The organism is Streptomyces sp. NPDC057002, from assembly GCF_042673825.1.
In the GTDB taxonomy this organism is placed as follows: Bacteria; Actinomycetota; Actinomycetes; order Streptomycetales; family Streptomycetaceae; genus Streptomyces.
In genome coordinates this window covers 410117-424087 of record NZ_JBHURZ010000002.1, presented here as the reverse complement: position 1 = coordinate 424087, position 13971 = coordinate 410117, and the positions used below count along the sequence as shown (strand labels likewise).

Here is a 13971-nt window from a genome sequence, read left to right as displayed (position 1 = left end):
CCCTCAGGCTCCCTGGATCATGGTCTTTGACATGCTGACGCCATGAGCAATCTCGGCGGCATATCGGTCATCTTCGATCTCGACGGAACGCTCGTGGACAGCGAGCCGAACTATTACGAGGCGGGCCGGCAGACCCTCGCCGAGCACGGCGTCCCCGGCTTCAGCTGGGCGGACCACGAGCGGTACGTCGGCATCAGCACGCAGGAGACGGTCGCGGACTGGAAGGAGCGGTACGGTCTGCGGGCTTCCGTGGAGGAACTGTTCACCGTCAAGAACCGCCGTTATCTCGAGCTCGCCCGCAGCTCCACGCGCGCCTACCCCGAAATGCGCGGGTTCGTCGAGCTGCTGGCGGCCGAGGACGTGCCCATGGCCGTGGCCTCGGGGTCCTCGCCCGAGGCCATCCAGGCGGTCCTGAGCGGCACGGGCCTGGACGCCCACCTGCGGACCGTCGTCTCGGCGGACGAGGTCGCGCACGGCAAGCCCGCGCCCGACGTCTTCCTGGAGGCGGCCCGCCGGCTCGGGGCGGACCCGGCAGGCTGCGTGGTGCTGGAGGACGCCGCCCCCGGCGCCGCCGCCGCGCACGCGGCGGGGATGCGGTGCATCGCGATCCCGTACGTCCCGGGGCAGGCGGACGCCCCGGAGTTCACCACCGCCGGACTGCTCCTGCGGGGCGGTCAGGAGGAGTTCACGGCACAGGCGGCGTTCGACTGGCTGGTCCGCTCGGCAGGCCTTTCCTGAACTCGCCTCTCCCGACCCGTTGACGCTCCCCCGTCCCCTCCCTAGGGTCTGGTCGATCACTCGCACAGCGTTCGATATATCGAATAGGTCGAATGCGTCGAGTCCGTGGACCCGTTGGCCCCGTGGAGGAGCACACATGGCACGGCCCCTCTCCAGACGAACCCTTCTCCAGGCGGCGACCCTCGCCGCCGCCGTACCCGCGCTCTCCGAGGCGGCGACAGGCCGGGCCGTCGCGGCCCCCTCGGCGGCCGCGGCCGCCGCCGACATTCCGGCCTCCTGGACCGTACGGCCCTTCGGTCTTGAGGACGTGAGCCTCGGCCGGGGTGTCTTCGCCGACAAGCGGCGGTTGATGCTGGACCACGCCCGCGGCTACGACGTGAACCGGCTGCTCCAGGTGTTCCGGGCCAACGCCGGTCTCGCCACGGGCGGCGCGGTCGCCCCGGGCGGCTGGGAGGGCCTGGACGGGGAGGCCAACGGCAACCTGCGCGGGCACTACACCGGCCACTTCCTGACCATGCTGGCGCAGGCGTACCGGAGCACGAAGGAGCAGGTGTTCGCCGACCGGATCGGCACCATGGTCGGGGCGCTGACCGAGGTGCGGGCGGCGCTGCGGCGAGATCCTGCGGTGCTGAGCGTCGCCGGGAAGTTCGGGACCGCCGCGGACCAGGTACGGGGCTCCTACCAGTACGTGGATCTGCCGGCCGCCGTGCTCGGCGGGGCCGCGGCGCTCACCCTCTCCGTCTGGGTGCGGCCCACGCACGACGCCGACTGGACCCGCGTCCTCGACTTCGGCAACGACACCACGCGGTACCTGTATCTGGCCGCCCGCAACCAGGCGGGAGTGCCGCGCTTCGCCGTCACCACGTCAGGAGCGGGCGGCGAGCAGAGTCTCGACGGCACGGCCCCGCTGCCGCTGAACCAGTGGAGCCATCTGGCGGTGACGATCGCGGGCGGCACCGGCACCCTCTACGTCAACGGCACCGCCGTCGCCCGGAACACCGCGATGAGCCTCACCCCGGCGGCTCTCGGCGCACTGAAGAACAACTGGCTCGGCCGCTCGAACTACTCCGCCGACCCCGTCTTCGCGGGCGCCTTCGAGGAGTTCAACGTCTTCTCGCGGGCCCTGACCGCCGCCGAGATCACCGAGTTGCAGAGCCGCCGGGCCGCCGACGCCTCGACGGGCCGGGGCGATCTGGCGTCGTACGCCTTCGACGAGACGGCCGGCGGGACCTTCGCGGACGCCTCCGGCCGGGGCCTGACCGCCACCCTGCGCCGCACCTGGGGCGGGCCCAGCCACCCCGGGTTCCTCGCGGCGTACCCGGAGACGCAGTTCATCGACCTGGAGTCGAGGACCTCTCCCGACTACACGAAGGTGTGGGCGCCGTACTACACCGCGCACAAGATCCTCAGGGGTCTGCTCGACGCGTACACCGCCACGGACGACGACCGGGCCCTGGACCTCGCGTCGGGCATGTGCGACTGGATGTACTCCCGGCTGTCCAAGCTGCCGGAGGCCACGCTCCAGCGGATGTGGGGGATCTTCTCCAGCGGGGAGTTCGGCGGCATCGTCGAGGCGATCTGCGATCTGCACGCGATCACCGGCAAGGCCGAACACCTCGCGCTGGCCAAGCTGTTCGACCTGGACCGGCTGATCGACGCGTGCGCCGCGAACACCGACATCCTCGACGGGCTGCACGCCAACCAGCACATCCCGATCTTCACCGGGTACGTGCGGCTGTACGACGAGACGGGCGAGGAGCGCTATCTCACCTCGGCGAAGAACTTCTGGGACATGGTCGTCCCGCACCGGATGTACGGCATCGGCGGCACCAGCACCGCGGAGTTCTGGAAGGCCCGGGACGTGATCGCGGGCACCCTGAGCGCGACCACCGCCGAGACCTGCTGCGCGTACAACATGCTCAAGCTGAGCCGGACCCTGTTCTTCCACGCGCAGGAACCGAAGTACATGGACTACTACGAGCGGGCCCTGTACAACCAGGTGCTCGGCTCGAAGCAGGACAAGCCTGACGCCGAGAAGCCGCTCGTCACGTACTTCATCGGGCTGACGCCCGGTCATGTCCGTGACTACACACCCAAGCAGGGCACGACCTGCTGCGAGGGCACCGGCATGGAGAGCGCCACGAAGTACCAGGACTCGGTGTACTTCGCGAAGTCCGACGGCAGCGCGCTGTACGTCAACCTGTACAGCCCGTCCACGCTGACCTGGGCCGAGAAGGGCGTGACGGTCACGCAGACCACCGGCTATCCCAGGGAGCAGGGCAGCACGCTCACCTTCGGCGGCGCTCGGGCCTCCTTCACGCTGCGGCTGCGCGTGCCGTCCTGGGCGACCACCGGGTTCCGGGTGACCGTCAACGGGAGTGCGGTGCCGGGCACTCCGACGCCGGGGAGCTACTTCGCCGTGTCCCGGACCTGGCGGGCAGGCGACACCGTCCGGGTCACCCTGCCGTTCCGGACGCGGGTGGAGAAGGCCCTCGACGATCCGTCCCTGCAGACCCTCTTCCACGGTCCGGTCAACCTGATCGCCCGCTCCTCCGCGACGGAGTTCCTGAAGGCCGGGCTGTACCGCGCCGCAGGTCTGTCCGGCGACCTGACGGCCTCCCTCACTCCGGTACCGGGCAAGCCGCTCCACTTCACGCTGGACGGGACCGAGTGGGCGCCGTTCTCCGAGGGGACGGAGGATCCGACGCACGCCTACTTCCGGCGTACGGAGCCGAAGGCCGTCTTCGGCGGCCGGGACTCGGGCGTCACCAACCCGGCGAAGGCCGACGGCACCACGCTGCTGGACGAGATATGGGCCGGCGCACCCTTCCGGAACAAGAGGGCGCTGGTGGCGCGGGTGCGGTCCACGGTGGACGCGTGGGTGACGGCCGGGCTGCTGAGCAGGGCCGACGGGGACAAGGTGGTGAGCACGGCGGCAGCGGCCTCGTACGAACCCTGAGCGGACCGGGCCGCGTTCGGGTGGGCCCGGTCCTGTGCGGATCCGGCACCGGGCCCCGTCACATCCGGAACTTTTTTGCGGCAGGGGTGATTGTTTCGCGTCCGGCATCCGTACTTCTCGGTGTTGGGCCGTTCATACCCCAGGAGGCACGATGCGCATCTCGCGCAGCACGGCAGGAACCGCGTTCGTGGGCGGTGCGATGATCCTGACGCTCACCGCGCTCGCATACCCGAGCATGCTGGGCGTGGAGAACACAGCTTCGGGCCAGGACCGCATCATCGCCAACACCCAGTACGGGCCACTGACCGAGGCGGATCGCGACTTCGTGGTAAAGGTGCGCGCGGCCGGGCTGTGGGAGCAGCCGCTGGGGCAAATGATCATGGAGCGGAGCAAGTCGCCGGCGATGATCGAGGTCGCGGAGCATCTGCTCGTGGGGCATGGCCGGCTCGACGCGGGCTGCCGCAAGGTCTCCACGGACCTGGGCATCACCCTGCCGAACGAGCCATCGCCGCAGCAGCAGCAGTTCGTGGCGACGGCGGAGGGCAGCACCGGCAGGGAGTTCGAGTCCACGGCCGTGACCCTCATGCGCATCGCGCACGGAGGCATTTTCCCGACCATCGCCAAGATCCGGGCGACCACCCGGAACAGCATGGTGCGGGAACTCGCCGACACGACCAACGACACCGTGCTCGACCACATCACGGTCCTGGAGAAGACCGGTCTGATCAACCACGAGCAGGTCAGCTTCCAGATCACCTCCCCGCCCAAGCTGCCCCAGGACCAGACGACGCCCCCGCCGCCGCAGCAGGGCGCGCCGGTCCGGGTACTGGAGGTCCCGGAGAACCTGAAGGACCTGCAGACGGTCGCTCCCAACCCGTCCTACGGGGCGGCGCCGCAGCCGACTCAGTCGGGCGGCTGAGCGAGGAACGGGTCGGGGTCGCCCCCTCCTGCGGCGGCCCTGAGATCAGGAACGGCGGCGGGGCTTGCCGCGCCTGTCGCCCTTGGGGGCGCCACGCCCGCCCTTGCCGGTGCGCTTCGCACCCGCGGACTTCCCGGCCGCCGGCTTCCCCGGCACCGGCTTCCGCCGGGCGCCGCCCCGGTCGGCGGCCACGGACTCGTCCGGCTGCTTGCGGCCCCGCGTGCTGTTGACCGTGCGGCCGCGCACGATGCCGATGAAGTCCTCGACCTGGTCCGTCGTCGCGTCCTGGGGCCACGCCAGCGCCACGCTCGACTCGGGGGCGTCCTTGAGGGGCCGGTGCGTGAGGTCCTTGCGATGGTGGAGACGGGCGAGCGACAGGGGCACGACGAGGACACCGATCCCGGCCGCGACGAGTTCGACGGCGTCGGCCGTGGTGGCGGGACGTTCGAAGGCCGGCCGTCCGGGGAGGCTCTCCCAGTCGAGGACGTCGTCGAGGGGATGCAGCACGATGTCGTCGGCCAGATCCTCCGGGGACACCTCGTCGACCGCCGTGACCAGGTGGTCCTTGGGCACCACGACGACCGTCTGCTCGGTGTAGAGGGGGATCGCGCTGAAGACCGTCCGGTCCACGGGCAACCGGACGAGCCCCGCGTCGGCGTCCCCGCCCAGCAGCCGCTCCGCCACCGCCCCGGCGGCGACCTGCGTCAGATCCAGCGGGACGTCGGGCTGCCGCTCGTTCCAGATACGCACCCACTTGCCGGGCATCACCCCGGGTACGTACACGAGCCGGAACGAGGGAGAAGTTTCCGAGCCTGTCACCTCGCCAGGTTACCGGCCGTGGTCAGCGGTCGTGCACACGCTCGATACGCTTGATGCCATGACGTCGCACCAGAGCACCCAGACGATGAAGCCCGCCACCGCGGCGAAGAAACTGGGTGTGTACCTCGAGGCCACACCCGCCGAGTTCCAGGAGGGTGTCGTCTCGCGCGCCGAGCTGAACGAGCTCCAGGCGAACCCGCCGCAGTGGCTCCAGGACCTGCGGCACAACGGCCCGCACCCCCGCCCGGTGGTCGCGGCGAAGCTCGGGGTCTCCATCGCGGGGCTCGCCCGCGCCGGTGTCACCGAGCCCCTCACCACCGAGCAGATCGAGACACTGAAGCAGGAAGGCCCCGAGTGGCTGGAGCGGGAGCGCGCCACCCAGGCGGAGGTCCGCAAGGAGGCGGCCCGCATCAAGAAGAAGAACGCCGAGCACCAGGCCTGACACCCGGCGCACTCCCTTTCAGGACGGCCCCCACCGGATCATCCGGTGGGGGCCGTCGCTGTTACCCCTGGATGTCGTCAAAGTTTTCGGCCATGTCTTGACATGGCGAGGAGACGATCCGTAGCTTGGCCGATCATTTAGATTCGTGAAACACGTTCACGAATATGAACGGAGCAACCACCATGCGGGATCGCCTTCGAAGTCCGCGCCTGGCTGCCGCGCTCGCCGCCTCGGGCCTCCTGTTCGGAACGGCCGCCTGCGGCTCCGGTTCCGGCAGCGCCCGGGCCGGCGATCCGAACACGCTGGAGGTGTGGACCCGGAGCGATCCGGAGTCCGCCCAGACCTATCAGAGGGTGTTCGCCGCCTTCACCGAGAAGACCGGTATCAAGATCGACTACCAGCCGGTCATGAACTTCGACCAGCAGCTGCAGAGCCGCGCGTCCACCAAGGACCTGCCGGACGTCATGATCAACGACACCGCCCTGATGGGCAGCTACCAGGCCCAGGGCCTGCTCAAGCCCATCACCCCGGCCTCGATCGCCGGACATGACGAGATCACCGCCAAGTCCTGGTCCTCCACCGTGGGCCGCGACGGCCGGCACTACGGCATCCCGTACTCCCGTCAGGCCATGACCCTGTTCGTCCGCAAGGACTGGCGGGAGAAGCTCGGCCTGCCGCAGCCGAAGACCTGGCAGGACACCCTCGCCCTCGCCCAGGCCTTCGCCACCCGCGATCCGGACGGGGACGGCAAGAAGGACACCTACGGCATGGTGGTCCCCGGCAGCGCCCAGAACGGCTATGTCGCCTGGTGGGGTTCGAGCTGGCTGTGGCAGGGCGGCGTGCGGATCCTGGAGAAGGAGGGCACGGGCTACCGGCCCGCCATGGACTCGGCGGCGGCTCTGCGCACCGTCACCTGGATGAAGAAGAACCTCTTCTGCGGCGACAGCGGTGTCATCCAGCCCAGCGCCCTGACCTCCGTCACCGCGAACACCACCAACTTCCAGGACGGCAACGCCGGGATGTACCTCACCGGCCCGTACAACATCTCCACGTTCGACAAGGCGCTCGGCAAGGACAAGTACGAGGTCCTGCCCGCGCCCTCGGGCCCGGCCGGGAACAACGACGTGCTGGCCGACGGCGAGAACGTCTACTTCGGGGCGAAGACCGGAAAGGCGAAGCAGGAGCAGACGCTCGCCGCCTTCCTCGTCTCCCCCGAGGGCCAGACGCTCGCCATGACCGGCGAGCACCAGCCGGTCGTGCGCATCCCCGTCAACTCCACGCTGGACGCGGCGAAGGTGCGCGACGACCCGCGCTGGAGTGTCGTGCAGAAGGCGTACGAGACGGCCTCCGTGCAGTTCCCCAACGCCCCCGACTTCGCCCCGGTCAAGCAGGACACCGCCGACGCGCTCAACGCGATCTTCACGTACTGCGGCAGCGACGTCCGCTCCGGCCTGAAGGAACTCAACGACACACTCGCCGGTGACCTCAAGGACCAGGACCTGCTGAAATGACCGCGACCGTGACGACTCCCGGGCCGCGCAGAGCCCGGCTCCTCGGCAAGAAGACCGTACTGCCCTGGCTGTTCCTCGCCCCGGGCCTGCTGCTCGCCCTCGTCTTCAAGTTCCTGCCCATGGGCAAGGGCGTCTGGCTGAGCTTCTTCGACGTGCGGCCCTTCCTCGGTGACAAGTGGGTCGGCCTCGACAACTACACCCGGGTCCTGACCGACCACCGCTTCCAGGACGCCATCGGCCACACCCTGCTTCTGGGCGTCGGGATGTCCCTCGGCGGCATCGTCGCCGGCTTCCTCCTGGCCCTGCTGCTGGAGGGTCAGGCCCGCTCACTGAAGATCATCCGCACCGCCGTGTTCCTGCCCGTCGTCACCGCGACCGCGGTGGTCGGCGAGATGTGGCGGCTGATGTACTACCCGACCTCCGACGGCCTCATCAACAGCGGTCTCGGGCTGCTGGGCCTCGGGCCGGTGCCCTACCTGGACAACCCCGACACCGCGCTGTGGGCGACGATGGCCATGGGCATCTGGATGCTCGCCCCGTACAACATGGTGATCATCCTCGCCGGACTGGCGGGGGTGGACCGCTCGTTGTACGAGGCCGCCGCGATGGACGGCGTCTCCCTCTGGCAGCGGCTGCGCCACATCACGCTGCCCGCGATCCGCCCCGCCCTCGGCATCGTCCTCACCCTCGCCGCGATCCGCGGGCTGCGCGTCTTCACCGAGGTGTACGTCCTCACCGGCGGCGGCCCGGCCGGGTCCACCGATGTGTGGATGACCCGCGCCTACACCCTCGGCTTCACCCGTAACGACATCGGCGGCGCCTCGGCCGCCTCCGTGGTCCTGCTCTGCGTGACGCTGCTGCTCACCGTCACGGTCAACTACCTCCGCAAGAGGGGAGACGTGAGATGAGCGCTCCCGCCATCGACCCCGTCCGGACCCCGGTGACCGCCTCTCCCGCGCGGAAGTCCGCCGGGAAGCAGCGCACCACCCCGGCCCGCTTCGACACGGCCCTCGGCTGGAGCGACCGGCCGGGCCCCGCCTGGGCGCTGCGCGTCCTGCTCTGCGTGCTCGCCCTGGGCGTCTTCGCGGCGCCGTTCCTGACGGTCTTCTCCGGCTCGTTCAGCGAGAAGGCCAGCGGCTCCACCCTGTCGTTCCTCCCCCACCACCCGACCCTGCTCAACTTCAAGGTGGCGGGCGAGCGCGGCATCTGGGACTACTTCGGCAACTCCCTGGTCATCGCGGGCGGCGGACTGCTGCTCCAGCTCGTCGTCTGCACGCTCGCCGCCTACGCGCTGGCCCGGCACCGCTTCCGTGGGCAGGCCCTGATCCTGACCCTGTTCATGCTGACGATGATGCTTCCCGAGGAGGTCATCGCCATCCCACTGTCCCTGGTCCTCGGGCATGTACCCGTGGTCGGCATCGATCTGAAGGGCACCGTCTGGGGTGTGATCCTGCCGCTCGGTGCCTGGGGCTTCTCGGTGATGGTGCTCACCGAGTTCATGAAGGACATCCCCGCCGAGATCGAGGAGGCCGCCCGTATCGACGGCGTGGGCGAGCTGCGGATGCTGTGGCAGGTCGTCCTGCCGCTGTGCAAGCCCGCGCTCGGCGTGGCCGGGGTGCTCGGCTTCATCATGATCTGGGACCAGTACCTGCTGCCCCTGATCGCCGCCAAGGACCCCACCGACTACACGGTCACCGTCGCCCTGTCCATCCTGCGCACCGACCCCGAGGTCGGCTCCGGGGTGGTGCTGGCCGGTGCGGTCATCGCCCTCGTCCCCAGCCTGATCGTCTATCTGCTCCTCCAGCGCTCGCTGGTCACCGGCATCGCCGCCGGGGCCACCAAGGGCTGACCCCCGCCCCCCACATCTGAGGGAGACATGAAGTTCCACGGAGTGCTGTTCTTCCCGGTCACGCCGTTCGCGGCGGACGGCTCACTGGACGAGGAACGGCTTGCCCAGCACATCGAGTCCGGTGTCGCCGCGGGCGCGGGAGGTGTGTTCGTCGCCTGCGGCACCGGCGAGTTCCACGCGCTGTCGCCCGAGGAGATCGAGCGGGCCACCCAGGTCGCCGTCCGCACGACCGCCGGACGCGTTCCGGTCCTCGCCGCCGCCGGCGGACCGCCGGTGGTCGCCCGGGACCAGGCCGCCCGTATCGAACGGGCCGGTGCCGACGGCATCCTGCTGCTGCCGCCCTACCTGGTGAGCGCCCCGCAGCAGGGCCTCTTGCGGTACGTCAGGGAGGTCACCGCCGCGACCGGGCTGCCCGTCGTCTTCTACCAGCGGGGCACCGCCCGGCTCACCGAGGACACCGCCGCCGAGATCGCCGCCCTGCCCGGGGTCGTCGGACTCAAGGACGGCATCGGGGACATCGAGCTGATGCACCGCATCGTCCGCGCGGTGCGTGCCGTGCCGGACACGGAGGACTTCCAGTTCTTCAACGGCCTGCCCACCGCCGAGATGACCGCGCCCGCCTACCGGGGCATCGGCGTCGAGCTGTACTCCTCGGCGGTGTTCGCCTTCGCCCCGGAGATCGCCCTGGCCTTCCACCGGGCCCTCGCCGAGAACGACGACGCCCTGGTCTCCCGGCTCCTCGACGAGTTCTACGGCCCGCTGGTCGCCCTGCGCGAGGAGGTCCCCGGTTACGCCGTGTCGCTCGTCAAGGCCGGAGTGAAGCTGCGCGGCCCGGACGTCGGCGGCGTACGGGCGCCGCTGCTCGATCCGACGCCGGAACACCTCGCCCGGCTCTCCGAACTCCTCGACCACGGACTGAAGGTGGCCGCCGCATGACCTCCACGCGCATCCGCGAGCTGATCGTCACCCCGATCGCCTTCGGCGACCCGCCGCTGCTCAACTCCAACGGTGTGCACGAGGCGCTCGCCCTGCGGATCATCCTCCAACTGGTGCTGGAGGACGGCACCGTGGGCCTCGGCGAGTCGCCGGGCGGTACGGCCCGCCTGGAGCGGCTGCACACGGCCGCGAAGACGGTCGTCGGCATGGACGTCTTCGACACCACGGCCCTCGCCGCCGCGATCGACGCGGCCCTGCTGCCGACCGTGCCCAGCTCCCACGAACGCGGCTGGACCACCTCGGCGATCGAGGTGGCCTGCCTCGACGCACAGGGCAAGCTGCTCGGCCGTCCGGTCAGCGATCTGCTCGGCGGTACGGTCCGCGACTCGGTGCCGTTCGCCGCGTACCTGTTCTACAAGTGGGCCGAGCACCCCGCGCTCGACGGCCGCCCGGCCATCACCGACGACTGGGGCGAGGCCCTGGACCCTGCCGGGATCGTCGAGCAGGCCCGGCTGATGCGGGAGCGGTACGGCTTCAAGTCGTTCAAGCTCAAGGGCGGTGTCTTTCCGCCCGACGAGGAGATCGCCGCCATCCGGGCGCTGGCGGAGGCGTTCCCCGGGCAGCCGCTGCGTCTCGACCCCAACACGGCGTGGACGGTGGAGACATCGAAGTACGTCGCCCGTGAACTCGACGGCGTGCTGGAGTACCTGGAGGACCCGGCCAAGGGCATCGAGGGCATGGCGGAGGTGGCGAAGGACTCGCCCATGCCGCTCGCGACCAACATGTGCGTGATCGCCTGGGAGCATCTGAAGCCGGCCGTCGAGCAGAACGCCATCCAGGTCCTGCTCACCGACCACCACTACTGGGGCGGACTGCGCCGCACCCGGGAACTGGCCGCCGTCTGCGAGGCGTTCGGGCTCGCCCTGTCGATGCACTCCAACTCGCATCTGGGCATCAGCCTCGCCGCGATGACCCATGTCGGCGCGGCCATTCCCAACCTCGACCACTCCTGCGACACGCACTACCCGTGGAACTCGGCGGACGACGTGATCGTGCCGGGCGTGCTGGAGCTGCGCGACGGGGAAGTCAAAGTGCCCACCGGTCCTGGTCTCGGTGTGGAACTCGACCACGACCAGCTCGACCGGCTGCACCGGCGGTACGTGGAGTCGGGGATGCGCAGCCGGGACGACACCGGCTACATGAAGCGCTTCCAGCCGGAGTACGAGCGGCTGCTCCCCCGCTGGTGACACCCGTGCGCCCCTCCGCTGGGAGGGGCGCACGCTCTCACTTCCCGGACCGGGGCACCTTCAGCCGGTCCCAGGTGAGCTTGCCGGGGATGCCGTCGGCGTCCTTGCCGGAGAAGCCCTGCTTCTGCTGCCAGAGCGCGTAGGACCGGCGGTCGGCCTCGGACCAGTCGGGGCTGGGCCCCTCCTCGTAGCGGCTGCAGCCCTCGGCGACCAGGCGGCGGCCCATCGCCGTGATGATCGGGGAGCGCTGCCCGACGTGGAAGAACCCGGCGCCCGGGAACGGCTCGTAGGACGGCTTGGGCGCGGGCTTGGGGTCCGGGTCCGGCTTGGTGCCGCCCCCGGCGCCCTTCAGCCGGTCGGATATGCGCTTGCGCATGCCGTCCATGGTGAAGCCGCGCGGGTCCACCTTGCCCGGCTGCCACTCCTTGTGACCGATGACGGAGCGCTCGGACCAGCCGTGGTGCCGGCAGATCGCCGCCGACACCTTCTCGATGGCCTCCTTCTGCGCTTCGGGCCACGGGTCCTTGCCGTTGCCGAGGTTGATGCACTCGAAGCCGTAGAAGTGCCGGTTGCCGTCGGTGTCGGCCTCGTTGTCGCCCGGCAGCTTCGACTCGTTGATCACGGCGCGCAGGACGTCGCTGTCGCCGAGACCGGCGTGGTTGGCCCGGCCGTTGCCGACCAGGTGCACATGCCCCTTCTTGTCGATGACGCCGTGGCACAGCGGGCCGGGCAGATTCGAGTAGCCGTCGTAGCAGATGTCGACGGAGGAGGCGGTGCCGGAGGTGACGGTGTGGTGGATCATCACGCCGTTCACCGGGCCCCAGGGGCCCTTGCTGTTGCGGTTGTGGGTGCGCCAGCTGCGGATCTCGTGGACGGTCACGCCCTCGGCTCGCAGGATCTCCACCAGCTTCGACGCGCTGAGCGGCTTGGCCATCAGTTGTCTCCTTCGACGGCGGCTTCCGCCTCCGCTGTGGTCTGGGACCTCCCCTGTGAGGGGTCCTCGGCGGCCAGCTCCTCGCGGCGGGCCTGTTCCTCCGCGGCGAGCGTCGCCTCGTCGGCGGCCGGCACGCTGCTCGCCAGCGGGCCGAACGCCAGACGCAGATCGACCGCGCTGCCCTCGCCCTTGATCAGGGCCAGCGGGGCGAAGTGCCGGGCGATGCCGGCCGGTCCCCTCAGCAGCGGGCGGCGGGCCGGGTCGAGCGGCCACTCGACGCCGCCGGTGGCGGTGCGGGCGGGCACGATCCAGTGGTCGCCGGTGCGGTAGGCGCCGCCCTTGGCGAAGTACACCTCGACGCCGTCCTCCAGGGGCAGCCACTCCCCCTCCGTGACGGGGATCGCGCCGCCGCGCAGGTCGGTGCCGCGGCCCTTGCGCTTCGGGCCGCCTCGGTGGTCCCAGCGGCGCAGGTACGGGTTCAGGTGCGCCAGCCGTCCGACGCCCGGGTCGGGTTCGGCCGAGAGGCGGACGCGGCGGCCGGGCAGGTCCAGTTCCTCGACGCGCAGCAGCGGCAGCGGCTCCAGGCGGGAGGCGTAGGCGGTGTCGGTGAACTCGACGTGGTCGCCGACGTCCAGGTCCAGCTTGTCGTCGTGACCCAGGGACGCCAACCGCACCCAGGTGCCGTCGAGTTCGTCGACGGGGAAGACGACGGAGCCGTTCTCGCGGGACCACTTGAAGGTGGCGTCCTTCGCCTCGCCGCCGGCGTGGACCTCCACCCGGTACAGCTGGTTCTCCGGGCCTCGGTAGCGGGCGTCCGGCTTGACGAGGCACGGGTCCTCGTCGGCGTGGTCGGGCCGCTCGCTGCGGGCGGCGAGCCTGGCCGAGGGGGCCGACTGCCGCTGCGCCCATCGGGTGAAGGCGGCCCGGACGACCTCCTTGGACGGGTCGGTCTCCTCGATCTCCAGCTGGGTGAGGGAGAGCGGCAGCACCTGCCAGACGACCTTGAGTCGGGCGGCGGTGTCGGGCATGGCCGCGCCGAGGGCGACCTCGCGCAGCGCGGGGTCCTCGGCGGCGCTGACCGAGCGCTCCCACACGTTCAGGTAGACGAGGAACGGCGTCTGGGCGGGCGAGGGCAGCCGGTCGCCGGGCTTCTCCGGGTCGCGGAAGGCGTCGGGCTGGTCCCAGTAGGTCCACTGCGCGGGCGGCTCCGGCGCGGACTCCTCGCTCTCCTCGTCGGTGACGGGCACCCCGGGCGCCGGGCGGTCGGCGTCGCACAGGATGCCGTCGACGTAGTAGCGGCCGCCGTGGACGACGAGGGTGTCGATCTCGTGCTTGCCGCCCACGTACTCGATGCGGAAGCCGGCGGCGTCGCGCGGCCCGCCGTGCGGTCCGATCAGGTCGGCGGCGAGGCTGCGGGCCTGGTGGAGCTGGATCGCGGTCTGCTCGTTGAGGTCGGCGTCGAGCTGGACGCGGCCCTGCTGGGCGACGACCGCCGAATAGTGCCGCTCCGGCCGGAACGTGGAGCGGGAGAGGTCTGCGTGCATGAAGGGTGTCCCCCCTGGTTCAGAAGTGCGGGTTCACGAAGTCGGTGGCGGTACGGCTCAGCCGGTGGCGGTG

The 13971-nt window shown here is 70.5% G+C and carries 12 protein-coding genes; 9 read left to right on the top strand and 3 right to left on the bottom strand.

Annotated elements, in window-relative coordinates:
- Nucleotides 1-42 precede the first annotated feature (42 nt).
- The 3 genes from ACFT32_RS10035 (at nt 43) to ACFT32_RS10025 (ending at nt 4616) form a co-directional block, all read left to right on the top strand.
- Nucleotides 43-738: an HAD family hydrolase gene (locus ACFT32_RS10035; RefSeq protein ID WP_382487784.1), complete on the top strand. Its 696-nt coding sequence runs from the start codon at nt 43-45 to the stop codon at nt 736-738.
- Between the two features lie 136 nt (nt 739-874).
- Nucleotides 875-3697 (top strand): beta-L-arabinofuranosidase domain-containing protein, encoded by a 2823-nt coding sequence (locus tag ACFT32_RS10030; RefSeq protein WP_382487782.1) that lies wholly within the window; start codon nt 875-877, stop codon nt 3695-3697.
- 151 nt (nt 3698-3848) lie between these two features.
- A complete protein-coding gene (locus ACFT32_RS10025; RefSeq protein WP_382487780.1) occupies nt 3849-4616 on the top strand; it encodes a DUF4142 domain-containing protein in 768 nt (255 codons plus the stop codon).
- A 45-nt stretch (nt 4617-4661) separates the two neighbouring features.
- Here the strand turns inward: ACFT32_RS10025 and ACFT32_RS10020 are convergent, their stop codons facing one another.
- Nucleotides 4662-5435, bottom strand: a complete 774-nt coding sequence (locus ACFT32_RS10020) for a LysR family transcriptional regulator substrate-binding protein (RefSeq protein WP_382487778.1) — start codon at nt 5433-5435, stop codon at nt 4662-4664.
- A 58-nt stretch (nt 5436-5493) separates the two neighbouring features.
- Between ACFT32_RS10020 and ACFT32_RS10015 the strand changes: the two genes are divergently transcribed.
- The 6 genes from ACFT32_RS10015 (at nt 5494) to ACFT32_RS09990 (ending at nt 11420) form a co-directional block, all read left to right on the top strand.
- Nucleotides 5494-5877, top strand: a complete 384-nt coding sequence (locus ACFT32_RS10015; protein ID WP_382487776.1) for a DUF5997 family protein — start codon at nt 5494-5496, stop codon at nt 5875-5877.
- A gap of 182 nt (nt 5878-6059) precedes the next feature.
- Nucleotides 6060-7388 carry an ABC transporter substrate-binding protein gene (locus ACFT32_RS10010; protein WP_382487774.1) on the top strand — a complete coding sequence of 443 codons (1329 nt, stop codon included), beginning with the start codon at nt 6060-6062 and terminating at the stop codon, nt 7386-7388.
- Nucleotides 7385-8296, top strand: a complete 912-nt coding sequence (locus ACFT32_RS10005; RefSeq protein WP_382487773.1) for a carbohydrate ABC transporter permease — start codon at nt 7385-7387, stop codon at nt 8294-8296. Before ACFT32_RS10010 ends, ACFT32_RS10005 begins: the two co-directional genes overlap by 4 nt.
- Nucleotides 8293-9237 carry a carbohydrate ABC transporter permease gene (locus ACFT32_RS10000; RefSeq protein ID WP_382487771.1) on the top strand — a complete coding sequence of 315 codons (945 nt, stop codon included), beginning with the start codon at nt 8293-8295 and terminating at the stop codon, nt 9235-9237. Before ACFT32_RS10005 ends, ACFT32_RS10000 begins: the two co-directional genes overlap by 4 nt.
- Nucleotides 9238-9264: 27 nt before the next feature.
- A complete protein-coding gene (locus ACFT32_RS09995; protein ID WP_382487769.1) occupies nt 9265-10173 on the top strand; it encodes a 5-dehydro-4-deoxyglucarate dehydratase in 909 nt (302 codons plus the stop codon).
- Nucleotides 10170-11420, top strand: a complete 1251-nt coding sequence (locus ACFT32_RS09990) for a glucarate dehydratase family protein (RefSeq protein WP_382487767.1) — start codon at nt 10170-10172, stop codon at nt 11418-11420. The genes ACFT32_RS09995 and ACFT32_RS09990 overlap by 4 nt, the downstream gene beginning before the upstream one ends.
- 37 nt (nt 11421-11457) lie before the next feature.
- On the opposite strand, the gene ACFT32_RS09985 is transcribed toward ACFT32_RS09990, so the two are convergent.
- Both ACFT32_RS09985 and ACFT32_RS09980 read right to left on the bottom strand, forming a co-directional pair.
- Entirely contained in the window at nt 11458-12354 is an 897-nt protein-coding gene (locus ACFT32_RS09985) for a peptidoglycan-binding protein (RefSeq protein WP_382487765.1), read from the bottom strand.
- The gene (locus ACFT32_RS09980; RefSeq protein WP_382487763.1) at nt 12354-13898 is read right to left on the bottom strand and encodes a DUF6519 domain-containing protein; all 1545 of its coding nucleotides are present in this window, start codon (nt 13896-13898) and stop codon (nt 12354-12356) included. The genes ACFT32_RS09985 and ACFT32_RS09980 overlap by 1 nt, the downstream gene beginning before the upstream one ends.
- Nucleotides 13899-13971: the final 73 nt, after the last annotated feature.

What these genes read in the sequence shown, in the direction of transcription:
- ACFT32_RS09995 (WP_382487769.1), top strand. Translation starts at nt 9,265, where the DNA reads ATGAAGTTCCACGGAGTGCTGTTCTTCCCGGTCACGCCGTTCGCGGCG.
- ACFT32_RS10005 (WP_382487773.1), top strand. Translation starts at nt 7,385, where the DNA reads ATGACCGCGACCGTGACGACTCCCGGGCCGCGCAGAGCCCGGCTCCTC.
- ACFT32_RS10025 (WP_382487780.1), top strand. Translation starts at nt 3,849, where the DNA reads ATGCGCATCTCGCGCAGCACGGCAGGAACCGCGTTCGTGGGCGGTGCG.
- ACFT32_RS09985 (WP_382487765.1), bottom strand. Translation starts at nt 12,354, where the DNA reads ATGGCCAAGCCGCTCAGCGCGTCGAAGCTGGTGGAGATCCTGCGAGCC.
- ACFT32_RS10010 (WP_382487774.1), top strand. Translation starts at nt 6,060, where the DNA reads ATGCGGGATCGCCTTCGAAGTCCGCGCCTGGCTGCCGCGCTCGCCGCC.
- ACFT32_RS10000 (WP_382487771.1), top strand. Translation starts at nt 8,293, where the DNA reads ATGAGCGCTCCCGCCATCGACCCCGTCCGGACCCCGGTGACCGCCTCT.
- ACFT32_RS10030 (WP_382487782.1), top strand. Translation starts at nt 875, where the DNA reads ATGGCACGGCCCCTCTCCAGACGAACCCTTCTCCAGGCGGCGACCCTC.
- ACFT32_RS09990 (WP_382487767.1), top strand. Translation starts at nt 10,170, where the DNA reads ATGACCTCCACGCGCATCCGCGAGCTGATCGTCACCCCGATCGCCTTC.
- ACFT32_RS10035 (WP_382487784.1), top strand. Translation starts at nt 43, where the DNA reads ATGAGCAATCTCGGCGGCATATCGGTCATCTTCGATCTCGACGGAACG.
- ACFT32_RS10015 (WP_382487776.1), top strand. Translation starts at nt 5,494, where the DNA reads ATGACGTCGCACCAGAGCACCCAGACGATGAAGCCCGCCACCGCGGCG.
- ACFT32_RS09980 (WP_382487763.1), bottom strand. Translation starts at nt 13,898, where the DNA reads ATGCACGCAGACCTCTCCCGCTCCACGTTCCGGCCGGAGCGGCACTAT.